Annotated in this window: 21 protein-coding genes; 17 read left to right on the top strand and 4 right to left on the bottom strand. The window is 61.3% G+C overall.

Annotated features, from left to right (window positions below; translation table 11 throughout):
* Positions 1-134: 134 nt before the first annotated feature.
* The 3 genes from KY494_RS15570 (at position 135) to KY494_RS15560 (ending at position 2,893) form a co-directional block, all read left to right on the top strand.
* Positions 135-362: a hypothetical protein gene (locus KY494_RS15570; protein ID WP_219887444.1), complete on the top strand. Its 228-nt coding sequence runs from the start codon at positions 135-137 to the stop codon at positions 360-362.
* Between the two features lie 837 nt (positions 363-1,199).
* The gene (locus KY494_RS30160) at positions 1,200-1,748 is read left to right on the top strand and encodes a DUF4365 domain-containing protein (RefSeq protein WP_219887443.1); all 549 of its coding nucleotides are present in this window, start codon (positions 1,200-1,202) and stop codon (positions 1,746-1,748) included.
* A complete protein-coding gene (locus KY494_RS15560; protein ID WP_219887442.1) occupies positions 1,745-2,893 on the top strand; it encodes a hypothetical protein in 1,149 nt (382 codons plus the stop codon). Before KY494_RS30160 ends, KY494_RS15560 begins: the two co-directional genes overlap by 4 nt.
* A gap of 160 nt (positions 2,894-3,053) precedes the next feature.
* On the opposite strand, the gene KY494_RS15555 is transcribed toward KY494_RS15560, so the two are convergent.
* Complete coding sequence (locus KY494_RS15555; RefSeq protein ID WP_258194265.1) at positions 3,054-4,766, bottom strand: ATP-binding protein; 1,713 nt, start codon at positions 4,764-4,766, stop codon at positions 3,054-3,056.
* 319 nt (positions 4,767-5,085) lie between these two features.
* Here KY494_RS15555 and KY494_RS15550 point away from each other — a divergent pair, with 319 nt between their 5' ends.
* The 4 genes from KY494_RS15550 (at position 5,086) to KY494_RS15535 (ending at position 11,219) form a co-directional block, all read left to right on the top strand.
* The gene (locus KY494_RS15550; protein WP_219887440.1) at positions 5,086-6,762 is read left to right on the top strand and encodes a ShlB/FhaC/HecB family hemolysin secretion/activation protein; all 1,677 of its coding nucleotides are present in this window, start codon (positions 5,086-5,088) and stop codon (positions 6,760-6,762) included.
* A gap of 64 nt (positions 6,763-6,826) precedes the next feature.
* A complete protein-coding gene (locus KY494_RS15545; RefSeq protein WP_219887439.1) occupies positions 6,827-8,515 on the top strand; it encodes a filamentous hemagglutinin N-terminal domain-containing protein in 1,689 nt (562 codons plus the stop codon).
* Complete coding sequence (locus KY494_RS15540) at positions 8,422-10,581, top strand: MBG domain-containing protein (protein WP_219887438.1); 2,160 nt, start codon at positions 8,422-8,424, stop codon at positions 10,579-10,581. The genes KY494_RS15545 and KY494_RS15540 overlap by 94 nt, the downstream gene beginning before the upstream one ends.
* A complete protein-coding gene (locus KY494_RS15535; protein ID WP_258194264.1) occupies positions 10,581-11,219 on the top strand; it encodes a hypothetical protein in 639 nt (212 codons plus the stop codon). Before KY494_RS15540 ends, KY494_RS15535 begins: the two co-directional genes overlap by 1 nt.
* On the opposite strand, the gene KY494_RS15530 is transcribed toward KY494_RS15535, so the two are convergent.
* Both KY494_RS15530 and KY494_RS15525 read right to left on the bottom strand, forming a co-directional pair.
* Positions 11,220-12,047: a MipA/OmpV family protein gene (locus KY494_RS15530; protein ID WP_219887437.1), complete on the bottom strand. Its 828-nt coding sequence runs from the start codon at positions 12,045-12,047 to the stop codon at positions 11,220-11,222.
* A 10-nt stretch (positions 12,048-12,057) separates the two neighbouring features.
* Entirely contained in the window at positions 12,058-12,552 is a 495-nt protein-coding gene (locus KY494_RS15525) for a hypothetical protein (RefSeq protein WP_219887436.1), read from the bottom strand.
* 133 nt (positions 12,553-12,685) lie between these two features.
* On the opposite strand from KY494_RS15525, the gene KY494_RS15520 reads away from it, so the two are divergent.
* From KY494_RS15520 to KY494_RS15510, 3 genes are all read left to right on the top strand, one after another.
* A complete protein-coding gene (locus KY494_RS15520; protein ID WP_219887435.1) occupies positions 12,686-13,780 on the top strand; it encodes a type II asparaginase in 1,095 nt (364 codons plus the stop codon).
* 128 nt (positions 13,781-13,908) lie between these two features.
* Entirely contained in the window at positions 13,909-14,778 is an 870-nt protein-coding gene (locus tag KY494_RS15515) for an MOSC domain-containing protein (RefSeq protein WP_219887434.1), read from the top strand.
* 34 nt (positions 14,779-14,812) lie between these two features.
* Complete coding sequence (locus tag KY494_RS15510; protein WP_219136142.1) at positions 14,813-15,970, top strand: diguanylate cyclase; 1,158 nt, start codon at positions 14,813-14,815, stop codon at positions 15,968-15,970.
* Here KY494_RS15510 and KY494_RS15505 read toward each other — a convergent pair whose 3' ends face one another.
* Positions 15,971-17,950, bottom strand: a complete 1,980-nt coding sequence (locus tag KY494_RS15505; RefSeq protein WP_219887433.1) for a monovalent cation:proton antiporter family protein — start codon at positions 17,948-17,950, stop codon at positions 15,971-15,973.
* A gap of 84 nt (positions 17,951-18,034) precedes the next feature.
* Between KY494_RS15505 and KY494_RS15500 the strand changes: the two genes are divergently transcribed.
* The 7 genes from KY494_RS15500 (at position 18,035) to hpf (ending at position 23,515) form a co-directional block, all read left to right on the top strand.
* Positions 18,035-19,069, top strand: a complete 1,035-nt coding sequence (locus tag KY494_RS15500) for an SIS domain-containing protein (RefSeq protein ID WP_375143358.1) — start codon at positions 18,035-18,037, stop codon at positions 19,067-19,069.
* Positions 19,069-19,602 (top strand): HAD family hydrolase, encoded by a 534-nt coding sequence (locus KY494_RS15495; RefSeq protein ID WP_219136145.1) that lies wholly within the window; start codon positions 19,069-19,071, stop codon positions 19,600-19,602. The genes KY494_RS15500 and KY494_RS15495 overlap by 1 nt, the downstream gene beginning before the upstream one ends.
* Positions 19,603-19,647: 45 nt before the next feature.
* On the top strand, positions 19,648-20,259 hold the full coding sequence (gene lptC, locus KY494_RS15490) for an LPS export ABC transporter periplasmic protein LptC (protein ID WP_258194263.1): 612 nt from the start codon (positions 19,648-19,650) through the stop codon (positions 20,257-20,259).
* A gap of 25 nt (positions 20,260-20,284) precedes the next feature.
* Positions 20,285-20,848, top strand: a complete 564-nt coding sequence (gene lptA, locus KY494_RS15485; protein WP_219136146.1) for a lipopolysaccharide transport periplasmic protein LptA — start codon at positions 20,285-20,287, stop codon at positions 20,846-20,848.
* Complete coding sequence (gene lptB, locus KY494_RS15480) at positions 20,848-21,603, top strand: LPS export ABC transporter ATP-binding protein (protein ID WP_099760888.1); 756 nt, start codon at positions 20,848-20,850, stop codon at positions 21,601-21,603. Before lptA ends, lptB begins: the two co-directional genes overlap by 1 nt.
* 4 nt (positions 21,604-21,607) lie before the next feature.
* Positions 21,608-23,086, top strand: coding sequence for an RNA polymerase factor sigma-54 (locus tag KY494_RS15475; protein WP_219136147.1), 1,479 nt, complete (start codon positions 21,608-21,610; stop codon positions 23,084-23,086).
* Between the two features lie 69 nt (positions 23,087-23,155).
* Entirely contained in the window at positions 23,156-23,515 is a 360-nt protein-coding gene (hpf, locus tag KY494_RS15470; protein WP_219136148.1) for a ribosome hibernation-promoting factor, HPF/YfiA family, read from the top strand.
* The last annotated feature ends 127 nt before the right edge of the window (positions 23,516-23,642 follow it).

The following is a 23,642-nucleotide window of genomic DNA, read 5'->3' as shown; positions in this document are numbered from 1 at the left end:
TTGACGGCCTTGACCGGTTTTATCAACGAGAATTTGCCGTGAAAAGTCGCTAATACCTAGCTGTCGGCACTGACATCGAAGCGAACAAGGCGATGGGGAATCGTTGCCCCGTACCAATGATCAAAGGAAAAATAATGAAAACATATGTTCGCCTGACTGATGCCGGTTTCGCCGCCAAGATGGAAGATGGGCGTTGCATCGAGCGCTTCGATTTGCTTGACCTGGCTCATGAGCTACACGCTGCTGGTGTAAATGCTGATGATGTGTCTTGTGGCGATTGGCGCGAAGGAGAGCATGTTTTGATGTCAGGCCAGCAGGTCGCCTTGAAATTTGAATTGCGCCGACTCGGGTTGCGCGCATGATTATATTCTTGGAGGTTGCCCCTGAAGTCGAGTTGCCCTTCAAGGGCAAACCCGAGCGGCGCTAGCGATCTGAGTGTTTATGCGTGAAAATTCCTCGGTGCGCCAGTCAAGGGAGCGTTGAATATCATGTGCCGTTTCATCGACGAGGATATTCCTTCAACTGCTTCTTAGGACCTAACAATAGATCGCCTGGTAGGCACCGCGATTTCCATCGAAGAGTGACCTAAAGCCGGGAGCGTTTGAGGATGAATTTACAAGAGTTAGCTCATGCCGTGCCAGTTTATATGCATGCTGGTCGACGATACTTTATTCGGATTCGGGAGATTCCCGATCCGTGGCGCAGCCACTTTACGAAGGCGTTACGTGGTTCTGCGTGTCCTGTGCTGGAAGGCGAGGAAGCGTTGGCGTACGTTTGGGATTGGGAGGCATGGATTGAGGGGCGTTGGGCTGGTCGTCCACCTCCTTTTGCCTGATCCAGGGAAAGCGGCTTAGTTGGCGGCACAAGGTACCTTCGTTGGTGATGTAGAGTTCCCCCCACTCGTTGCAAAACCGTAGTAAAAGTTTGCTCAGGAGGAAGAAAGCGCGTTAGCGGGCCGGTCTTTCGCTTTAGCGGCCTGATCCCTGTCAGGGGATCACTTGATGGGTCATGACGCCCCTCAAGGGCGTCAGTTGTTGCGGGAGGCAGACACGCTCCGTATAGCGCTCACTTAAGCACGAATTGGTATTCTCGCGGTAGGGCTGTCGGAGACAGCCTCATGTATGCAGCGCAGTTGTCATTTTTTTGAGTTAGTGCCTGCTAGGGTATGATGTACAGAATTTACTTAATTGCGTGTCCCAATGTCCCCACTTAGCGATCAAAACGTCGAGTCAGAGTTAAGCTATGCCTATTTGCACGCAGTTGCTGCTCATGCGGGTGCGTCGTGTTCATCATCCGGGCGGCATATGGATAACGCGGGTGTAGACGCTACTATCACTGGTTGGGGGCCCTTCCCAGACGGTGGTTATAGGCAGGAAGTTAGTATCAACATTCAGCTGAAGGCGACCATAAAAGTTCCAGCTGAAGTTGGCTCAAGCTTCTCCTACAGCTTGGATGGGATCAGCCGATATGATGATCTACGCACAGACGCAATGGCACTTCCGCGTATTCTTGTAGTTCTTTTTCTTCCCAAGACTCGTGACAAATGGATAACCCATGCTGATGATGCATTGTCGTTACATAAATGTGCATACTGGGTGAGTTTGCGCGGTGCGCAGCCATCAACCAACGCCACGAGCCAAGTAGTGTATCTTCCAAAGAGCCAGAGGTTTGATGTGGCTGGCCTTTCAGTTTTAATGGCAGCAATTTCGCGAAATGACGTACCAACGTACAAGGGAGAGCCTGCATGACGGAGCTAATGCAGCTTGGGCCAACTGACGTACGTGATTTTTTGAAATCGCAGGGATGGTCCGTCCTTGATGATGCTCTAAAGGATCGTCTCTACGTAATGTCTAATGTACATTTTCCAAGACGACAACTTGTGTTTCCTATGGATCAGTTTGCACCAGACTATGCTGATTCGCTTAAGTTGGTCGTGGAACGTGCAGCGGAGTTTTCATCAAATTCATACCAGCAAATTGTATCGAAAATTCAGTCTATTAAAGATGATGTTCTACGATTACGCGTGGCGTTTGATGGTGATGATTCGGCACTGCCATTAAGCTTCGCCTCAGCCTTTGTTCAGAATACTGAAAAATTATTGAAGGCTGCCGCTTGTACGGTTTTGCGTCCTCGTACTCATCATCCACGCTTGACACTCAGTGAGGCCGCACAATTTGTCGATCAGACTCGTTTTGGGCAAACAGAGTTAGGCAGTTTTGTTCTTCATGTGGCATGCCCAATCAATGCATTAGCACTACAAGGCATGCTAGAGTTTGATGGGCCGGAAGCACCATTTGTTAGGTCTGTAACATCAAATTTATATAATGCTCTGTCTCAGTTGGCAGGTGCAATCGAGGCTGACACAGTTGATCAACTCGTTGATAAGCTAAAGGCATCTGAAATGCCGCTGATTTCCTCAAATTTGTGCGAGGCGATCTCCAGCATGCATGATGAAAAAATCAACAATCGGCTTGACTTGAGTTTTGATTGGTCTCTTCTACGTCGACCTACTTTTCTAATAAGCAATAGAGCAATCTCCTTTCAGCGAGATTACTTTTCTCGCATCGAGGAGATACGCCAGGAATTGCGGAGTGCAGAGCTTGACCAGGTTGATACTTTCATTGGCACTGTCGAGGCTTTGGAAGGGGAAATGGGTGGGGATGGGCGTCGTTATGGCGTAGTCGTGCTTTCTTTGCTACTCCGTGAGGAAGGCGAGTCTGTTCGAGCTAGAACCTCTCTATCACCAGACGATTACGAGAAAGCGCAGGCCGCGCATATGCAGCATGGAGCCTATGTTAGCGTTACTGGCCGTCTACGACCAGGGCGACAGCCTCGTCAACTGAAGGACGTAAGTTCGTTTCAAATTCTGTCGAGAAGTCGACCAGTGATTTAAAAGGGTACATTTGAGGGTACAATAATTGAAATTAAAAATATTTCTCATTATAAACATGTACTTATGTGTTAATTTCCTGTTTAACGTCTGATTGTCTGGCAGATAAAAAAAACCTCGCGGCGTGCGAGGTTTTTTTACTTCTGGCGCATCGCCAGGCAGGCTAGCGCGTCCCCACGCCTTTTGGCGCGGCTGCCGCCAGGCTCAGCGCCGTGTCAAGCGCCTCCATGAACTCGGGTACGTTGATGGGCTTGGTCAAATAGCGCAGGAAGCCGGCATCGAGACCCTTGCGGATGTCGCGCGGCAGGGCGTTGGCTGACAAGGCGATGACGGGAATGTGCGCCGTCAGCGGATCGACGCGCAGCAAGCCCATGACCTCGGTGCCGCTGATGCCGGGCAGGTTGATGTCCATCAGGATCAGGTCGGGCTGATGCTGGCGCGCCAGCGCGATGCCCAGGTGTCCATCGACGGCGCTGAGCATGCCCAGGTCGCTGCGTCGGGCGATCAGCTGCTCGACCAGGATCAGATTGGCCGGATTGTCTTCCACATACAGTACCTTGCGGCAAGGTGCATCGCAGGACGTCTCGCCCGACGGTTCCCGGTCCAGGTCTGCCGCATGCGTGCCGAGCAGCAGTTCGGGAGCAGACGAGGCCGCCAGTTCGATCCAGAACAGCGTGCCGACACCGATTTCGCTCTCCACCCCCAGCGTACCACCCATCAGTTCGACCAGTTGCTTGGTCACGACGAGGCCGATGCCGGTACCTTCCTCGACGCCGGCTTCCTGTCCCAGCCGGTTAAATGGCTGGAACAATTGCGCCAGTTGTTCGCTACGCAAGCCATTGCCCGTATCGCGCACGCTCAGGCGCACCCGATCGCCATGCGGTTTGCATTCCACCAGCACGCTGCCGCCCGTGCGGTTGTATTTGATCGCGTTCGACAGCAGATTGATGACCACCTGTTTGACGCGCGTCAGGTCGGCATGCACGTAGAACGGCTGGTCGAGCGAAGGGAAGGACAGCGTGATATTGCGCTTTTGCGCTTGCGGCATGATCATGGCGCGGCAGTCGCGCAAGACATCCGTGAGCGCCATCGCCTCGCGCGACATGGCGACCCGCCCCGATTCGATCATCGACAGGTCGAGAATTTCATTGATCAGGCGTAGCAGATACCAGCCGCCGTTGAGGATCTGGTCCAGCGAGCGTTGCTGCGAGGCGCTGGGCGGCGGCGTGTCCGACGCCATCAGCTGGGCAAAGCCCAGCACCGCGTTGAGCGGCGTGCGCAACTCATGGCTCATGCTCGACAGAAATTCCGACTTGGCGCGGTTGGCCTTGTCCGCTTGCGCACGCGCATTTTCCAGTTCGACGCTATTGTCGCTCAGCACGCGATTGAGCAGCTCGCGCTCCTGTTCCGCATGCTTGCGCACGGTATTGTCGGTGCCGATCAGCAGATAGCCGATGATGGCGTCGTCCGCATCGCGCAGCGCCGTCACCGAGACGATCGCCGGGAAGCGGCTGCCATCCTTGCGCACATACGTCAGCTCATAACTGTCTTCGATGCCGCGCGACGCCTTGTAGACGAGCGCCTCAAAACCGGGAGCTATCAGCGTACCGAGTTCTTGCGAGAGGGCGGCGGCGCGGGTGATGACCTCGGTCGGATCGGATATGCCGGCCGGCGTAATCTGGTCGATCACCTCGTCTGCCTGATAGCCCAGCATGCGCTCGGCACCGACATTGAATAATTGGATCACCCCCTGTGCATCGGTGGCGATGCAGGAGAAATAGGGGCTGCTGAAGATGGCTTCCTGCAGTACTCCCGCTTTCAGGAGCGCAGGCTGGGTTGCGCGTGCGGTGGTACCGGCGCGGTGAATGTCGTTCATGCTTACTGCCCTTGGTTCGCAACGGCCGCTTCCGGTCGGATAGGGCTGGCTGCACATTGTTGAGCGACAGGCGCTGTGGTCTTGTGAAAGACGCTGCTGTCTGTGTTGCTAAACCACACGACAAGCGACATTTTAGCAAACTTTCTCCCCCACGCCGCACCGATCACGCGGACAAGACGGACGCCCGGCCTGACTCCCCGCATGCTGCTTCATAGCAAACATTCTTGTGTTCGGTAACCGGCAGACAAGAATTTTCCCAGCAGGCAATATTATCATTAAGAAATTTTACAGTTTAAAAGACACTTAACGCGAGGCCAGCATGTCGACCACCAAATTCCTACCATTCGCCGTGTTGGCGCTCACGCAAAGCATTGCATTCGCACAACAGGTGCCCAGCGCGGGCAGCCAGCTGCACCAGATTCCGCCCGCACCGGCACTGCAGCAAGTGCCGCCGCGCCTGCGCGTCGAGCAGGCCGCCGAGCCGGTGGCCGCCAACATGCCATCGTCGACCGCCAGCATCGAGGTCAGGCGCTTGCGCGTGACGGGCGCCCGGGCCTATCCGGAAGCGGCGCTGCTGGCCCAGACAGGCTTCCAGCCGGGTAGCCGGCTGACGTTGGCCGAACTCAATACCATGGCCCTGATGATCGAACAGCACTACCGCAGCAACGGCTATTTCGTCGCGCAGGCGTATTTGCCCGCGCAGGATATCCAGGATGGGGTGGTCACGATCGCGGTGCTGGAAGGCCAGTATGGCCAGATCGGCCTGAAGAACCAGACGAATATGTCCGACGGCAGGCTGGGTGCGCTGCTGGCCGGCCTGGACAGCGGCGACACGGTGATGCGCGAGCCGCTGGAGCAGCGCCTGCTGCTGTTGTCGGACTTGCCTGGCGTGATCGTCAAGTCGACGCTGGCGCCGGGCGCCACGCCCGGCGCGTCCGACCTGCTGGTCGATGTCCAGCCCGGTCAACGCGTCACCGGCAGCATCGACGCCGACAATGCCGGCAGTCGCTATACGGGCGCTTACCGCATCGGTGCAACCGTCAACCTGAACCAGCCGTTTGGCCTGGGCGACGTCGCCAGCCTGCGCGTGCTGACCTCCGGCGACGGCTTGAAATATGCGCGCGCCGCGTACCAGCTGCAGGTGGGGCGCGCCACGGTGGGCGCCGCCTACAGCCGGCTCGATTACAAGCTGGGCAAGGAATTCGACAGCCTCGGCGCCCGAGGCACGGCGAGCATCGCCAGCATCTATGGCAGTTATCCGCTGATCCGTTCGCGCGACAACAACCTGTATGCGCAGCTGTCGTATGACGACAAGACCTTCCAGGACAAGGTCCAGGTGGCATCAGTCGTCAACGATAAAAAGGTGCGTGCCGCCACCATCGGCCTGGCCGGCGACCACCGCGACAGTCTTGGCGGTGGCGGCATCAGTAATTATGCGCTGGCGCTGACGAGTGGCGACCTCGACATCCAGACGGCCGACGTGCGCGCTTTCGATGCCCTGACGGCGCGCAGCAATGGCGGCTATCGCAAGCTCGCCTGGAGCGCATCGCGTTTGCAAAGCGTCAGCGACGCGGTGTCGTTGTATGCGGCGATCAATGGCCAGCTGGCGTCGAAAAACCTCGATGTGTCCGAGCGTATGGAGCTGGGCGGCATCAACGGCGTGCGTGCCTATCCGGAAGGCGAGGCGTATGCCGACCAAGGTTATGTGCTGAACCTGGAAGCGCGGCTGCAACTGCCGCCGCCGCCCGCCAAGCTGCCGGGGCAGATGCAGCTGATCGGTTTTGTCGATACCGGCACTGTCTCGCTGAACAAGAACCAGTGGGCGGCGGGCGGCAACAAGCGCACCTTGAGTGGCGCCGGTATCGGCCTGAGCTGGGCCAATAACAATGATTTCGTGGTGCGCGCGTATTACGCGCACAAGCTGGGTGCCGGCGTGGCAACCTCGGCACCGGACAAGGGCGGACGCTTCTGGATCCAGGCTGTGAAGTATTTCTAAGCCAGCGGCCCCCCCACGCACAGTCCGCCCCATCGCCACGCCCAACACAGAACAGAAAGACACCATGAACCACATTTACCGCTCGATATGGAATGAAAAGACGGGCGCCTATGTCGCCGTTTCCGAAAACACCAGCAGCGCTGGCAAGGCCTCGTCGCCGGTGCGCGGCAGCACCGCCAGCGCCGCCTTGTTCGCCCTGAAGACCTTGTCGGTATCGCTGATGATGGCGCTGGGCGCGAACGTGTATGCGCTGCCGCCTGGCGGCACCGTGACCGCCGGCGGCGCCACCATCAACAGCACCAAGTCAGGCATGGTGATCAATCAATCGACGCAGAACGTGGCGATCAACTGGCAGAGTTTTAATATCGCCACCGGCGAAAGCGTGCAGTTCGTGCAGCCGAACAGCAATTCGGTGGCGCTCAACCGTGTCACCGGCAGCGATCCGTCCAGCATCCTCGGTACGCTGAACGCCAATGGCAAGGTCTTCCTTGTCAACCCGAACGGCATCCTGTTCGGCAAGGGCGCGTCCGTCAATGTGGGCGGCCTGGTCGGCTCGACGCTGGGCCTGAGCGACGGTGATTTCATGGCCGGACGCTATCAGTTCAGCGGTGCGGGCAACGCGCATGTTGTCAATCAGGGCGCGATCACGGCCAGTGGCGGCTATGTGGCGCTGGTCGGCGGCAAGGTCGATAACCAGGGCAGCATCGTGGTCAACCGCGGCATGGTGGCGCTGGCCGCCGGCAGCGCCGTCACGCTCGATGTGCTGGGTGGGCAGTTGCTCAACGTGACGGTCGATCGCGGCGCCCTTGGCGCACTGGCGCAGAACGGCGGCCTGATCCAGGCCGACGGCGGCCAGGTCATGCTCAGCGCACAAGGTGCGGGCGGACTGCTGGGCAGCGCGGTCAACAACAGCGGCGTGATACGCGCACGTACGCTGGAAAACCACAACGGTGTGATTCGCCTGCTCGGCGACACGGCCGGCGGCAGCGTCACGCAGTCCGGCACCCTTGAGGCAACGGGCCGCGGCGCAGGCGAACGCGGCGGCCGGGTGACCATGCTGGGCCAGCATATTGCGCTGACCGGCACGGCGGCTGTCGACGTATCCGGCGATGCCGGCGGCGGCACGGTGCTAATCGGCGGCAATTATCAGGGCAAGGGTGCGGAAGCGCACGCGACCTCCGTCACGATAGACAGCGGTGCCCAGGCGCATGCCGATGCGCTGGGCCGAGGCAATGGCGGCCAGATCGTCGCCTGGTCGGACGGCAAGACCTCGTTCGACGGCATGCTGACGGCGCGCGGCGGTGCCTTCGCGGGCAACGGTGGCTTGATTGAAACCTCGGGCAAGACTGTGGTGCGCGGCGCCGATGCGCATGTCAATACGCTAGCGCCACGCGGCAAGACCGGTACCTGGCTGCTCGATCCGGTCAACTATACGATCGCGCTCGTCGGCGGCGATGAAACACCAGCGCAGGTGGCGTTCAGCCTGGCCAGCAGCAACCGCGTGATCACCGCCACCAAGGATATTACCGTGGGCAGCGCGCTGACGTGGAACACGCCGCAAACGCTGGAACTGAACGCCGGCCATGACGTGCTGGTCAATGCGACGATCACCGCCAGCACGGCCGGTTCCGGCATCAAGTTGGTCGCGCTGAATGACGTGTGCTCAATGCGGCGGCGGCTATCACCGCCAGCGGCAATGCATCGCTGGTCAGCCTGGATGCCGGGCACAACATCGTCATCGATGGCGCGCTGACGACTGACGGTGGCGGTTCCATGGCCATGCGCGCGACCAATAATATCGCGATCAACGGCGCCTTGAGCGCCAATGGCGGCGGCTCGCTGATCATGATCGCCGACAATAACATCGCCATCAACAATCTGGTCAGCGTCGATGGCGGCCGGGTGACGTTGCGTGCTGACAATGACGGCACCGGTCCTGGCGCTGCCGGCGGGACGGTGGTGTTGGCCGGCGTCGGCAAGGTTAGCGCCGACAGCACGGTGATCCTCTTCAATCCGAACGGCTATGCCAACACGGCCGCCGAAATCGCCGACTACGGCACCAAGGTGGTCGGCGCGCTAGACGCGCGCGCCTGGACGTTCGCCCGCGCCGACAATAAAGTGTACGACGCCACCAACGGCGCCAGCCTGGGCTTCATCAGCGATCCGCGCGCCGGTGGCGACGTCACGCTGGTTCCTGGCATCGCCACCTTCAGTGACAAGAACGTCGGCACGGGCAAGGCCGTCGCCTACAGCGGTTACAGCCTCGGCGGCGGAGACGTGGCGCGCTTCGCGCTGTTCGGCAACGGCACGGGCAGCAGCTCTGCCAATATCAGCGCGCTGGCGATCGTCGGGGTAATCGGTGCCGCCAGCAAGGTCTACGATGGCAACCAGGGCGCCGATATCACCAGCCGCGGCCTGATTGGTGTGCTCGCGGCCGATACGGCGAGCGTCAGCTACACGGGCGGCTCGGCCACCTTTGACAGCAAGAATGTCGGCAACAACAAGGCGGTGCTGGGCACCGGCATGGGCCTGACTGGCGCGGATGCCAGCAATTACACGGTCAATAGCAGCGCATCGACCACGGCCAACATCACGCCGGCGTCGCTGACGGTGACGGCATCGAATGCCAGCAAGGTCTATGGCCAGACACCGACCCTGTCGGCCTTCACCTATGCCGGCACGCAAAACGGCGAAACGGTCGGCAGCGTGACCGAAACGAGTATCGGCGTGTCCGCCACCGCACCGGTTGCCGGGCCGTACGCCATCGTGCCCAGCGCGGCCGGCGGCGGCACCTTCACGCCGTCCAACTACACCATCACCTATGTCAACGGCGCGCTGGCGGTGACGCCGGCGCCGTTGACGATCACGGCCATGGATGCGAGCAAGGTCTGCGGCCAGACGCCGACGTTGTCCGCGTTTACCACGACAGCGCTGCAGAATGGCGAAACCATCGGCAGCGTGACCGAAACGAGCGCCGGCACGCTGGCCAACGCGCCGGTGGCCGGACCGTATGCCATCATTCCAAGCGCGGCATCGGGCGGCACCTTTACGCCATCGAACTATGCGATCACCTATGTCAATGGCGTGCTGGTGGTCACGCCGGCACCGTTGCGCGTCACCGCCAATAACGTCACCAAGGCGTATGGCGAGACGCCGGACCTGAGCGGCTTTACCTCGAGCGCGCTGCAGAACGGCGAAAGCATCGGCAGCGTTACCGGCCGCAGCGCCGGCGCCGCCGCGGACGCCGCCGCGCCCGGACCGTACGCGATTACGCCTGGCAATGCGACGGGTGGCAGCTTTACACCGTCAAATTACGCCATTACTTATGTGAATGGCGTTCTGGCCGTGACCCCTGTGGTGGTCGTGCCGCCCGTCGTGGTGCCGCCGGTCGTCGTGCCACCAGTCGTCGAGCCGCCCGTGGTTGTCCCGCCTGTCGTCGTGCCACCGGTCGTCGTCCCGCCCGTGGTGGTCCCACCGGTCGTCGTGCCACCTATCGTCGTCCCACCCGTGGTCGTCCCACCCGTCGTCGTGGTGCCGCCGGTCCTGGTGCCAGCTGTGCCGGTGCCACCTGTCCTGAAGCTGCCGCCAGTGGTCGTGCCGCCGAATAACGTGACACCCGTGCCGCCGCCCATCGTGACACTGGAGGTGGTGCCGCCGGCCTTGCCGCCTGATGCGACATTCACGCTACCGCCGCCTGCACCGCCGGTGCTGCCGCCGGTACCGGTCGCCGCGCCACCTGCGCCGCCTGTCACCCTGCGGGAAGCGCCGCCACCGCCCTATGTGCCGGTGTCGCGTCCACGCAAACAGGATCGCAACTGATGGCCGGGCGCTGGGGCCGCCTGCTGTGCGTGCTGAGCGCCGTGCTTGCGGCGCCTTGGGCGCTGGCGGCCGGGGGGCGGGCCGATTTCAAGCTGGAGCCGGCCTCTCCCGAAGCGAGCAGGCTGGCGGACTGGATCGTCGATTCCGGTGACAATGGCCGGCTGCCGTTCATCATCGTCGACAAGCAGGGCGCCAAGGTATTTGTCTTCAGCGCCGACGGCGGCTTGCGTGGCGCCTCGCCCGCCTTGCTGGGACAGTCGTCGGGCGATGACTCGGCGCCCGGCATCGGCACGCGCAAGTTGGCCGACATCCGGCCCGAGGAGCGCACCACGCCGGCGGGCCGCTTTGTCGCTTCGCTGGGCCATAACCTGCACGGCGGCGAAATCCTGTGGGTCGATTACGACGCCGCCATTTCCCTGCATCCGGTGGTCACCAGCAATCCGCGCGAACACCGGCTGCAGCGCCTGGCCAGCGCCACGCCGCTCGATAATCGCATTTCCTATGGCTGCATCAATGTGCCGGCCAAGTTTTATCATGGTGTCGTCAGCCCGGCCTTCAGGCAGTCCGACGGCATCGTGTATATCCTTCCAGAAACGCGATCGGCCAGCGCCGTGTTCCCGCGCTATCCTGCGCACTGATCAGTCGACGGCCTTGCTGCCCGAACGTTGCCACGTCCACATCAGGCCGATGCCGGCCGAGGTGCCGCTGTTCTGGCGCAGCAGGGGGCTGGCACGGTTGGCGGCGCCTGAGTAGTTGTCGTAGCGCAAAAAGGCAAAGGCGCGCCAGTCCCGGTGTAGCCGGTAGGAACCGCCCAGGCCCAGGCGCGTGAGCATCAGCCCGCTTTTTGCCGCATACGTCGGACGCTGACCGGTGGCAAACGCGGGGCTGACCCCATAAAAGTAATCGTTGATGGCGGCATTGCCCAGTACGGCGCCGACGCTGGCGTCTAGGTGCCATGCCTGCTGCTCGCCTTGCAGCGCGTACACGAGGCGCGGTTCGAACGTGGCGCCCTGGCGGTGCAGGCCGCCGCGCGCTTCGATGACGGCGCGCAAGGGCAGTTCCAGGCCCAGGCGGCTGTGTGGCGTCGGTTCGGCCAGCTTGATTTTCAGGCGCGGGCCAAATTCCACCAGGGTGCCCAGGTCCGGCATGCCGCGCCGGGCCGGCACGTCACTGGACCTGGCCGGCAAGGACAGGGCAAAACCGATATCGAAATCGAATCGTTGCGTATTGAGCAGGCGCGCGCCCACGCCGGAGCGGTCGGCGCGCAGCACTTTGCCGCGATAAATCAGATAGGGCAGGGCCAGGCTGCGCGTCGAACGTTCGCTGGCGCCCGGATAGGCGGGCGTGACGGCCGTGCCGCCGAAGACGCCCGCTTCCCATAAGGGTAACGCTGGCTCTGCGGCGCATGCGGGCGCCATTGTTGCCAGGAGGAGCGGTGTTGTCAGCAGCGTACGGGCGATGCTCATCGACGGACTCCTAGGGCGGTGTCCCGCAAGGCTTGCCCACCGGCAGCGATTCCCGGTCGGCAAATGCGCCCAGCGCCCCCGATTGAGGCCCGCCCAGTTCATTGCGCACTGCCAGGGCTTGCGTCGCCTTGCCCTGGCGTTCATATTGGTCGATCAGCGCCTTGTAGCTGAGGGCGCTCGAATATTCGCCCTTCTTTGCCAGCGCGATGGCCTGGCGGAAATGAAACTCGGCCGCATCGTAGCGGCAGGCCCCGCTGGCGGCGCGTCCCGCCTGGTGATGCAGCCGCGCCTGCCAAGCGAAGTCGCCATGGCCCAGTTCGGCATTCTCGGCCGCGGCCGCGTAGCTGCGCATGGCTCGCTCCCAGTCGCCCTGGCTGGCCGCTTCCCGCGCGAACTGCTCCTGCTGCGCCGCCGTGCGCAGTTCGGTTTGCGTGGAGCAGGCGCCCAGCGCGATCAGGATCAGCGGCAGGACGAGGCACGCGCGCAGGCAGAGGAGTGTGGACATGGCGCCACTGTAGCGCAAGCAAGGGCGCGCACGTTTGCGCGGGACGCATGAATTGGGGGATTTGTGCGGCACTGATGACATATAATTTGCACACGACTTTGTTATTTTTGACAGTACACCTCACGGGAGCACCATGTTTTCACGCAAATTCCATTCTTGTGCACAGCTGATGCTGGCCACCTTGCTGATGAGTTTTGTCGCCACCGCGCCCGCGCGCGCGCAAGAGGCGGCTGTCAAATTGCCGAATGTGGTGATCCTGGCCACGGGCGGCACCATCGCCGGCAGCGGCGCCGACAGCACCACCACCGTTGGCTACACCTCGGCCACAGTGGGCGTCGAGCGCCTGATCGCGGCCGTGCCGGAATTGAAGAAAGTGGCGAATGTGAAAGGCGAGCAAGTATTCCAGATCGCCAGTGAAAGCATGGGCAACAGCCACTGGCTGGCCCTGGCCAAACGCATCAACGTGCTGCTGGCCTCGAACGACGTCGATGGCGTGGTCGTCACGCACGGCACCGATACCATCGAAGAGACGGCGTATTTCCTGAACCTCACCGTGAAGAGCCACAAACCCGTGGTAGTGGTGGGCGCCATGCGTCCGTCGACGGCCATTTCGGCCGACGGCCCCATCAACCTGTACAACGCCGTGATGCTCGCTGGCAGCAAGGAAGCCGTGGGCAAGGGCGTGCTGGTGGCCTTGAACGACCAGATCAACGCGGCGCGTGAAGTGACGAAAACCAATACCTCGACCACCGACACCTTCAAATCGCCGGAACTGGGCATGCTCGGCTATATCCAGGGCAGCAAGGCGTTTTTCTATCGCCAGTCGACGCGCAAGCACACCCTGGAATCGGAATTTGACATCAGCAAGCTCGATACCTTGCCGCAAGTGGACATCGTGTATGGCTACGCCAACATGAACCGTGTCGGCATGGACGCTTTCATCGCCGCCGGCGCCAAGGGCATCATCCACGCAGGCGTGGGCGATGGCAGCGTGGCCGCGCAAATGAAGCCGGCCCTGGTGGAAGCGCGCCAGAAAGGCGTGCTGATCGTGCGTTCCAGCCGCGTCGGCCAGGGCATCGTGGCGCGCAATGGCGAAGCCAACGACGATGAACTCGACAGTGTCGTGTCCGATACCCTGAACCCGCAAAAAGCCCGCATCCTGCTGATGCTGGCCTTGACCAAGACCAACAGTACGCAAGAAATCCAGCGTATTTTCTACACGTATTGATCCTTGTCGCGCCAGGCCAGCCGTATTGGTTGAGCCTGGCTGATTTACGCTTGCCCGCTTTGCTGCCATACTTCGTTTCTGAATAACTTCCTGGCTGAAGCAGCAACACTGTTCCTTCTCCCTTGTCCATGGCTATCCTGTCCGACATCATTCTGTATCCGATCAAATCGTGCGCCGGCATCCACTTGCAGGAGGCAGTGCTCACGCATTCAGGGCTGATGAGCGAGCACGTGTTCGACCGCGAATGGATGGTGGTGGACGAGCAAGGCCGCTTCCTGACCCAGCGCGAACATCCGCGCATGGCGCTGATCGTGCCCTCCATCAAGGCCACCACGCTGGAGCTGCGCGCGCCGGGCATGTTGCGCCTGGAAATCGAGCTGGGCTTGCCGCATCCGCAACTGGCGCCCATGCTGGAAGTGCAGGTGTGGGACGATACCGTGCGCGCCTACGATTGCGACGACGTCACGGCCACCTGGTTTTCCAACGCCATCGGCGTGCCGTGCCGCCTGGTGCGCTTTCACCCGGACGTGGTGCGCGCCACCAGCACGGAATGGACGAATGGGACCGATGGGACGAATGGTATTGCCGCCGCGACCATGTTTGCCGACGGCTACCCGGTGCTGATCGCCGGCAGTGCCTCGCTGGACGATGTCAATGACAAGCTGCGCGCCGCCGGCCGCGAGGCGCTGCCGATGAACCGTTTCCGTCCCAACCTGGTCATCGGCGATATTGCTGCCTTCGAGGAAGACTACGCCGCGTTCCTGCAATTTGGCGCCACCGTGCTAAAACCCGTCAAGCCGTGCTCGCGCTGCCCGATCCCGTCGGTGGACCAGGCCACGGGCGTGCCGGGACCGGACCCGCTCGACGTCATGCATGGCTATCGCGCCAAGCCCGAACTCGATGGCGCCATCTGCTTCGGCATGAACGCCATCGTCACCGACGGCGGCGACGAGCGCATCGTGGTGGGGCAGGACATCGGTTTCGAACTGGCATTTTAAGCATGGTGCCCGCACACAAGGGTTTAAGGTTTCTATGAATCAAGCAATACCGCCGGACCCGCGCATTGCCAGCCTCGAAGCCGAAAACCAGGCCTTGCGCGCGCGCATGGCTTTCCTGCTGGAACAGGTCGAGCGCAACCATGACATCATGTGCCGCCACCAGGCGTTTGACCTGGAAATCGTCAGCGCGTCCACCTTTCCCGAGTTGATCGGCACCATTTTCCGCACCTTGCCCGTGATCTCCGACCTCGACGGCGTCACCTTGAGCCTGCTCGACGAGGATGACGATATCGTGCTGGTGATGGAAAAGCTGGGCGTCGATTTCAGCGCCTTTCCGCAGTTGCTGTTCGTGCATGCCGTGGCGGAGCTGGGTTTTGCTTTGCCGGCGCCCGTGGCCGAAGGGGAAGCGGCCTCGCCGCCGTTGCCCCTGCTGGGACAGTTCGACGCCGCCGTGCATGGTTCCCGCTTTCCGCAGATCAGCGCTTTGCGTAGCGTGGCGCTGGTGCCCTTGCTGCGCAACAAGCGGCTGATTGGCAGCCTGAACCTGGCCAGCGGCGACGTGACGCGCTTCACGCCTTCGCTGGGCACGGATTTTATCAAGCACATGGCCTCCATCATCGCCATTTGCCTGGAAAACGTGATCAGCAATGAAATGCTGAAATACATCGGCTTGACCGATTCCCTGACGGGCGTCTATAACCGCCGCTATATCGACCGCCGGCTGCTGGAAGAAATCGCCCGCGCGCGGCGCCAGAATTATTGCATTTCGTGTATGTATATCGATATCGACCATTTTAAACGGGTCAATGACACCTATGGCCACCAGGGCGGCGATGAAGTGCTGCGCGAAGTGGCCACGCGCATCCGCACGGAATTGCGCCGCTCCGATGCGCTGGGCCGCTTCGGCGGCGAGGAATTCGTCGTCCTGCTGATCGATGCCGACCTCGACAGCGCGACCTTTGTTGCCGAACGCATCCGCGCCAGCATTGCCGGCACCATGTTTGACTTGCCGGGCAGCGCGCAAGCGTGGGTCAGCGTGTCGATCGGTGTGGCCAGCCTGGAAGCGGACGCGGCGCTGCTACCCATCGAAACGGTGGCGCAGCAGCTGGTGGCGCACGCCGACCAGGCCCTGTACCAGGCCAAGGCGGGCGGCCGCAACAAGGTCATCAGCTGGCAGGCGCAGATCGGCTGACTATTTCAATAATAACGTTTCGGCCTTGGCCACGGCATCGGCCGTGCCGCGCAGCACCACCACGTCGCCGCTGGCCAGCTGCGTCTCTGGCGTGATATCGAGGCGGCCGCGGCCGCGGCGGATGGCCGTGACAAACGCGCCGCAGCCGGCCACGTCGACCGTGCTTAACGGCAAGCCGACGCACTGCGCGCCCTCGCTGACGGTGACTGTATGCAGGCGTTCCAGCTCGGCATCGTCGCCCGCGTCGCTGGAGCCGTGGAAATAGCCGCGCAGGGACGCATAGCGTTCCTCGCGTGCCGCCTGCACCCGGTGCACCACGCGGCGCAGGGGCACGCCCATCATGATCAGCGCGTGCGAGGCGAGCATCAGGCTGCCTTCCATCAATTCCGGCACCACTTCGGCCGCGCCCGCTTTCTTCAACTGGTCGAGGTCGCTGTCGTCGTGGCTGCGCACGATGACGGGCAAGGTCGGCGCCATATCGTTGAGCAAATGCAGTAACTTCAGTGCCGAGGGCGTATTCGCATAGGTGATCACCACGGCGCTGGCCCGGTAGATACCGGCCGCGACCAGGCTTTCGCGCCGGCCCGCGTCGCCATACGAGACGTGGGCGCCAGCCAGCTGTGCTTCCTGCACCCGTTCCGGGTCCAGGTCCAGCGCGTGGTATTCGATCTTTTCTTCCGCCAGCAGGGTGGCCAGGCTTTGGCCGCTGCGCCCGAAGCCGGCGATCAGCACGTGTTTCTGCGACGCCATGGTGCGCGTGGCGATCTTGGTCAGTGCCAGCGATTGCATCATCCAGTCGTTGGCCGCCAGTTTCATGACGATGGCATCGGACTTGGCGATGAGGAAGGGCGCCACCAGCATCGACAGCACCATCGAGGCCAGCACTACCTGTACGACGAACGGGTCCATCAGCTTGATGCCGCCTGCCAGGTTCAGCAGCACGAAGCCGAATTCGCCCGCCTGCGCCAGCGCCAGGCCCGTGCGCAATGACACGCCCGTCGATGAGCCGAACAGCCTGGCCAGCCCTGCGATGAGGGCAAATTTCAGCAGCACGGGGCCGCACAACAGCAGCAAGACCAGCCACCAGTTATCGAGCACCACGCGGATGTTGAGCAGCATGCCGACGGTGATGAAGAACAGGCCCAGCAGCACATCGCGGAACGGTTTGATATCCTCTTCCACCTGGTGCTTGAATTCCGTCTCGGAAATGAGCATGCCGGCAACAAACGCCCCCAGGGCCAGCGACAGCCCCGCCCGTTCCGTGATCCAGGCCGCGCCCAGGGTGATCAGCAGCAGGTTGAGCATGAACAATTCCTGCGAGCGGCGCTTGGCGACGATGGTCAACCAGCCGCGCACCATCTTCTGGCCGATAAACAGCAGCAAGATCAGCACGACCAGGGCCTTGCCGCCGGCCCAGGCCAGGGTTTCGGCCAGGTTGTCGGAATCGCGCGTGAGGGCGGGAATCAGGATCAGCAGCGGTACCACGGCCAGGTCCTGGAACAGCAGAATGCCGATGATTTTGCGGCCGTGTTCGCTTTCGAGTTCCAGCCGTTCCGTGAGCATTTTCGAGACGATGGCCGTCGACGACATGGCCAGCGCGCCGCCCAGGGCGAAGGCGGCTTGCCAGCTCAGGTGGATGTAGGCGGACAGGTAGCGTCCGACGAACCAGCCGAAGACGACGGTGGCGATGATGGTGGTGACCACCTGCGCCATGCCAAGGCCGAAGACGATGCGCCGCATGGCGAGAAACTTGGGAAGTGAAAACTCGAGCCCGATGGAAAACATCAGGAAGACGACACCGAATTCGGCCAGGGTATGGCTCGCTTCGTTCTCGGCTGCCAGGCCCAGCGCGTGGGGGCCGATGACGATGCCGACGGCCAGGTAGCCCAGCATGGGCGGCAAGTGCAACATTCTGAAAGCGACCACGCCCAGCACGGCGCTGCCGAGTAACATCAGGGTCAGTTCAAGCGAGGAAAACATGGGTTGCCCGATGCGGTCAATGGAAATCGTTGTTTGTTGTGACTGGCAAGTTTTTTGCTTTCCTAATTCGTTTATACTTTGGGCATGAGTGTAACCCATGAAAAAACAATGCTGAAAGCTTTTGATCGAATTGACATGCAAGCGACGACCGAGCGCGCCGTCGCGCTGGCACGCACCACCTTGCAGATCGAGTCCGACGCCATCGTAGCGCTGCGCGCGCGCCTGGCCACGGACGACAGCGTGGGCCGCGCCGTGGCGATGTTGCTGCAATGCAAAGGGAGAGTCGTCGTCTCCGGCATCGGCAAGTCCGGCCATATCGCGCGCAAGATTGCCGCCACCCTCGCTTCCACCGGCACGCCGGCCCTGTTCGTGCATCCGGCCGAAGCGGCCCATGGTGACCTGGGCATGGTCACCTCGGACGATGCTTTTATTGCCATCTCGTACTCCGGCGAATCGGCGGAACTGATGGCCATCATGCCCGTCGTCAAGCGCATGGGCGGCGTGCTCATTTCCATGACGGGCAAACCGCATTCCAGCCTGGCCCAGCTGGCCGATGTGCACCTGGATATTTCTGTTGAGAAAGAAGCCTGTCCGCTGAATCTGGCGCCGACGGCCAGCACCACCGTCACCCTGGCCTTGGGCGATGCGATCGCCGTGGCCTTGCTCGACTTGCGCGGCTTCAAGGAAGAGGATTTCGCCCGTTCGCACCCGGGCGGCGCCCTGGGCCGCCGCCTGCTCACGCACGTGCATGACGTCATGCGCAGCGGCGAACGGGTGCCCAAGGTGCCCGTGGACGCTTCCTTGCTGCAGGCGCTGGAAGAAATGACGAAGAAGGGCATGGGCATGACGGCCGTCGTCGATGCGGATGACCGCCCCGTGGGCGTGTTTACGGATGGCGATTTGCGCCGCATGTTCGAGCGCGTGCAGGATTTCACGCAAGTGGCGATTCGCGACGTCATGCATGCGCAGCCGCGCAGCATCGCGCCCGAACGCCTGGCCGTCGATGCCGTGGCCGTGATGGAGCAGTTCCGCATCAACCAGATGCTGGTCGTCGATGCCGACGGCAAGCTGGTGGGCGCGCTGCATATCCATGATCTGACGCAAGCGAAGGTGATCTGATGGATAGCGTAGCGGACAACCTGGCGCGCGCGGCCAAGGTCAAACTGATGATCTTTGACGTCGATGGCGTGCTCACCGACGGCAGCCTGCATTTCGGCCCCGATGGCGAGATGATGAAAACGTTTAATGTGTATGATGGCCTGGGCATCAAGCTGCTGCAGGAATCGGGCGTGCAGACGGCCATCATCAGCGCGCGCCGCTCGGCCATCACGGCGCGCCGCGCGCAAGACCTGGGCATTACCCATGTGCACCAGGGCGGTCACGACAAGCTGACGCCGTTTCGCGAACTGCTGGCGCTGACGGGCTTGACGGAAGAGCAATGCGGCTATATCGGCGACGATGTCATCGATGCGCCCATCCTGCGCCGCGTGGGCTTTGCCGTCAGCGTGCCGGGCGGGCGTCCGGAAGCGCTGGACCTGGCGCACTATGTGACGCAGGCCGGCGGCGGCCGTGGCGCCGTGCGCGAGATCTGCGAATTCCTGCTGCGCGCCCAGGATAACTATGCGCGCGTCATGGCGCCGTTCCTGGAGTGAGGCGCATCGCCTCGCCGCCAGTGCGATTTGAAAGAGTGAAACCCTATGCGTAAGCCAGGAGGCGCCCATCGCTGGCGCATGATTTTTACCGTGCTGGGGGCCATCGTCTTTGCGCTGGCCAGCTTCTGGCTGCTGGAAGTGATGAACAAGAATGCCCAGAACATCACGGCCAGCAAGCATCTCGATGAGCCAGATTATTTCATCACCAATTTCAGCCTGGTGCGCATGGACTTGACGGGTAAACCCAGTTATATCGTCTCGGGCACCAAGCTCACGCATTACCCGCTCGACGATTCATCCGATATCGACCAGCCTTTCGTGCGCAAGCTGACGCCAGGCATGCCGCCGATGAACATGAATGCGGAACTGGCGCATATCGACCAGGACAATACCCGGCTGCAACTGTACCGCAAAGTCGTGATCGACCGCGTGGCCAGTCCGAAGGCGCATAACCTGACAGTCAGGACGGAAGCGCTGACGGTATTCCCGGATGAGGAAAGAATGGAAACGGACGTGCCTGTCGATATCCTGACGGGCGCCTCGCGCATCAATGGCATCGGCATGAAGGCCAATAACGCCACCGGCGTGGTGGAAGTGCAGAATGCGCTGCGCATGGTCCTCCCGCCGAAACCGCGCCCGGCCGCGGCGGCAAAATGACAGAATGAAACAAGGAAACCATACTATGAAGAATATCTTGCTGTTGACCGTATTTTCTCTGGCCGTGATGGGCGTGGCGCATGCCGAAAAGGCCGATTCCGAGAAGGAAGCCGTCATCACGGCACGTAGCGGCCACGTCGATGACGTCAAGCAGGTGCGTACCCTGACGGGCGATGTCGTGCTGGTCAAGGGTACCTTGACCATGAAGGCGGGCCGGGCCCTGATCACGGAAGACCCGCAAGGCTACCAGTTCATCACGTTCTGGGCCGATCCCGGCAAGCTGGCCACCTTCCGCCAGAAGCGCGATGGCGCGGGCGACCTGTGGGTCGAAGGCGAGGCGGAGCGCGTGGAATACGACAACAAGACGGAAGTGGTGAAACTGTTTTCCAAGGCCAAGCTGACGCGCCTGGAAGGCACGAAAGTGACCGACGTGGCCAACGGCGCCTTCATCTCGTATGACAGCCGCAAGGAAGTATTCAAAATGGAAAATTCCGACAGCGGCACCAGCACGCCGGATGGCGGCAGCGTGCGCATGGTGATCCAGCCGAAGCCCAAGACGCCGGCCACGCCCGCGCCAGGAAAGAACTAATGGACAATACACGTTGCGGCAGCACCCTGATCGTTCGCGGGCTGCAAAAAACCTATGGCAAGCGGCAAGTCGTGCATGATGTCTCGCTGCAAGTCGAATGCGGCGAAGTGGTGGGCTTGCTGGGCCCGAACGGCGCCGGCAAGACCACCTCGTTCTACATGATCGTCGGCCTGGTGCCGTCGGACGGCGGCAGCATCGATATCAGCGGCGTGGACATTTCCCGCCTGCCCATCCACCGCCGCGCGCAGATGGGCCTGTCGTATCTGCCGCAGGAAGCGTCCGTCTTCCGCAAGCTGACGGTGGAAGACAATATCCGCGCCGTGCTGGAAATCCAGACCGTCGAAGGCCGTCCCCTGAAGAAGGCCGAGATCGAAGAGCGCCTGGATAAATTGCTGGCCGACTTGCAAATTGAAAAGTTGCGCGAGAACCAGGCGCTGTCCCTGTCGGGCGGCGAGCGCCGCCGCGTGGAAATCGCCCGCGCGCTGGCCACCGACCCGCGTTTCGTGCTGCTCGACGAGCCGTTCGCCGGCGTCGATCCCATCGCCGTGATCGAGATCCAGCGCATCGTGCGCTTCTTGAAGGAGCGCAATATCGGCGTGCTGATCACCGATCATAATGTGCGCGAGACGCTGGGTATTTGCGACCGTGCCTACATCATCAACCAGGGCTCGGTGCTGGCGTCGGGACGCCCCGACGACATCATCGCGAACGAGTCGGTACGCCGGGTCTATCTGGGCGAACACTTCCGCATGTGAGCCAATGAAACAATCATTGCAGCTGCGCACCTCGCAGCACCTGGCACTGACGCCGCAGTTGCAGCAATCGATACGCCTGCTGCAATTGTCTACCCTGGAATTGCACCAGGAACTCGAGCAACTGCTGACGGACAATCCCTTGCTCGAGCGCCTCGACGATCCGCTCGACCGTTCGCTGCGCCTGCTGTCCGACGGGGCCCTGAGTTCCACGGCCGCGCCGGCCGAAGCGCCGCCCCAGCCGCCAGGCCAGGAGGCGCCCGCAGCGCCAGCCGAAGCGGAAACCTTTGACGGCGAGGCGGGTGACAGCCCGGCCGCCGCGGACGGCGGCGACAGCGACTGGAGCGAGGCGAGCCGGGGCAAGGCGCCCGACGACGAAGATTCGCGTCCGCAACTGGAGGCCCATCACTGCACCCTGCGCGAACACCTGATGGAGCAGATGCGCGTGACGGTGCTCGAATTGCGTGACCGCGCGCTGGTCGAGCTGATCATCGACGCGCTCGACGACAATGGCTACCTGGAAGAGTCACTCGACGACATCCTGGCGCGCCTGCCGGAAGAGCTGGAAATCGACGCCGACGAGATGCGCACGGCCTTGTCCCTGCTGCAAAGTTTCGATCCGCCGGGCGTGGGCGCGCGCAATGCATCCGAATGCCTGGCGTTGCAAATCAAGCGCTTGCCGCACGTCGCCATGGTGACGCGGCGCATGGCCCTCGTCATCGTGGAAAAGCACCTGGCCTGGTTTGCCCAGCGCGATTTCAACAAGCTGAAAAAAGCCCTCGATTGCGACGAGGAAGACTTGCGTGAAGCGCAGACGGTGATTCGCCAGTGTAATCCGCATCCGGGCGCCGTGTTTGCCTCGGACGTGTCCGATTACGTGGTGCCCGACGTCGTCGTCAAGCGCGCGCGCAATGGCTGGCAAGTCACCCTGAACAATGACGTCATGCCGCGCCTGCGCGTCAACGCCATGTACGCCAACCTGCTCAAGCAGGGCAAGGGCGAGGGCGCCATGGGTGCACAGTTGCAGGAAGCCAAGTGGCTGATCAAGAATATGCGCCAGCGCTTCGACACGATCCTGCGCGTGGCGCAGGCGATAGTAGAAAGACAAAAGAACTTTTTCTCGCATGGGGCCGTTGCCATGCGCCCCCTTGTGCTCCGTGAAATAGCTGATACACTGGGTTTACACGAGAGTACTATCTCGCGGGTAACAACTCAAAAGTACATGCTGACCCCGCACGGCATGTTCGAGTTGAAATATTTCTTTGGTAGCCACGTCGCCACCGAAGCGGGGGGCGAAGCGTCATCGACGGCGATACGGGCATTGATCGTGCAACTGACAGGAGCAGAAGACCCTAAAAATCCTTTATCCGACAGTAAGATTGCGGACATGCTGGGGGAACAAGGCATGGTGATTGCGCGACGTACTGTTGCCAAATACCGGGAAGCGTTGAAAATTCCGCCAGTGAGCCTGCGTAAGTGTTTGTAAGTTTTTTTCGGTTCCTCTGCGGGCCGGATAGGATGGACCGCACGAACCCGATCATCTTTAGGAGTGTGTATGAATCTCACCATCAGCGGACATCATCTCGAAGTGACACCAGCCATCCGTGAATACGTACAAACGAAGCTGGAGCGCGTGAAACGTCATTTCGATCAAGTTATCGATATCGCCGTGATTCTGACCGTGGATAACCTCAAAGAGAAAGAAAAACGTCAAAAGGCCGAAGTCAACCTGCGTCTGAGTGGCAAAACCGTCTATGTGGAAAGCCTGGCGCATGACCTGTATGCCGCAATCGATACCCTGATCGACAAGCTGGACAGGCAAGTGATGAAGTACAAAACCAAAGTGCAAGGGCACGGTAAAGAGGCGATCAAGCATCTGCCAGACAACTCGGAAGAAGAATTCGCCGCCGCCTAACTGGCCCGCGACTTTCAACCGGTTGTGATCAACTAAGGGCGCACATTGCGCCCTTTTTTGCGCCTGGACCTGTTGAACGCAATCTTCCCCGCACAGGCGCTAAGTAACCCCCAATAAATTATTGTGA

Origin of the sequence: Janthinobacterium sp. PAMC25594, from assembly GCF_019443505.1 — a bacterium.
Classification (GTDB): domain Bacteria; phylum Pseudomonadota; class Gammaproteobacteria; order Burkholderiales; family Burkholderiaceae_D; genus Janthinobacterium.
Note: the sequence above shows the minus strand (reverse complement) of the source record. Positions and strands in the feature narration are given on the sequence as shown.

Excerpts from the sequence above, each read along its gene's own strand:
- lptA (WP_219136146.1), top strand. The coding sequence starts at position 20,285 with ATGAAGAATATCTTGCTGTTGACCGTATTTTCTCTGGCCGTGATGGGC.
- KY494_RS15520 (WP_219887435.1), top strand. The coding sequence starts at position 12,686 with ATGTTTTCACGCAAATTCCATTCTTGTGCACAGCTGATGCTGGCCACC.
- KY494_RS15570 (WP_219887444.1), top strand. The coding sequence starts at position 135 with ATGAAAACATATGTTCGCCTGACTGATGCCGGTTTCGCCGCCAAGATG.
- KY494_RS15535 (WP_258194264.1), top strand. The coding sequence starts at position 10,581 with ATGGCCGGGCGCTGGGGCCGCCTGCTGTGCGTGCTGAGCGCCGTGCTT.
- KY494_RS30160 (WP_219887443.1), top strand. The coding sequence starts at position 1,200 with ATGTCCCCACTTAGCGATCAAAACGTCGAGTCAGAGTTAAGCTATGCC.
- KY494_RS15530 (WP_219887437.1), bottom strand. The coding sequence starts at position 12,047 with ATGAGCATCGCCCGTACGCTGCTGACAACACCGCTCCTCCTGGCAACA.
- KY494_RS15515 (WP_219887434.1), top strand. The coding sequence starts at position 13,909 with ATGGCTATCCTGTCCGACATCATTCTGTATCCGATCAAATCGTGCGCC.
- KY494_RS15500 (WP_375143358.1), top strand. The coding sequence starts at position 18,035 with ATGAGTGTAACCCATGAAAAAACAATGCTGAAAGCTTTTGATCGAATT.
- KY494_RS15560 (WP_219887442.1), top strand. The coding sequence starts at position 1,745 with ATGACGGAGCTAATGCAGCTTGGGCCAACTGACGTACGTGATTTTTTG.
- KY494_RS15505 (WP_219887433.1), bottom strand. The coding sequence starts at position 17,950 with ATGTTTTCCTCGCTTGAACTGACCCTGATGTTACTCGGCAGCGCCGTG.
- KY494_RS15510 (WP_219136142.1), top strand. The coding sequence starts at position 14,813 with ATGAATCAAGCAATACCGCCGGACCCGCGCATTGCCAGCCTCGAAGCC.
- KY494_RS15550 (WP_219887440.1), top strand. The coding sequence starts at position 5,086 with ATGTCGACCACCAAATTCCTACCATTCGCCGTGTTGGCGCTCACGCAA.
- lptC (WP_258194263.1), top strand. The coding sequence starts at position 19,648 with ATGCGTAAGCCAGGAGGCGCCCATCGCTGGCGCATGATTTTTACCGTG.
- lptB (WP_099760888.1), top strand. The coding sequence starts at position 20,848 with ATGGACAATACACGTTGCGGCAGCACCCTGATCGTTCGCGGGCTGCAA.
- KY494_RS15475 (WP_219136147.1), top strand. The coding sequence starts at position 21,608 with ATGAAACAATCATTGCAGCTGCGCACCTCGCAGCACCTGGCACTGACG.
- KY494_RS15555 (WP_258194265.1), bottom strand. The coding sequence starts at position 4,766 with ATGAACGACATTCACCGCGCCGGTACCACCGCACGCGCAACCCAGCCT.
- KY494_RS15545 (WP_219887439.1), top strand. The coding sequence starts at position 6,827 with ATGAACCACATTTACCGCTCGATATGGAATGAAAAGACGGGCGCCTAT.
- KY494_RS15525 (WP_219887436.1), bottom strand. The coding sequence starts at position 12,552 with ATGTCCACACTCCTCTGCCTGCGCGCGTGCCTCGTCCTGCCGCTGATC.
- hpf (WP_219136148.1), top strand. The coding sequence starts at position 23,156 with ATGAATCTCACCATCAGCGGACATCATCTCGAAGTGACACCAGCCATC.
- KY494_RS15495 (WP_219136145.1), top strand. The coding sequence starts at position 19,069 with ATGGATAGCGTAGCGGACAACCTGGCGCGCGCGGCCAAGGTCAAACTG.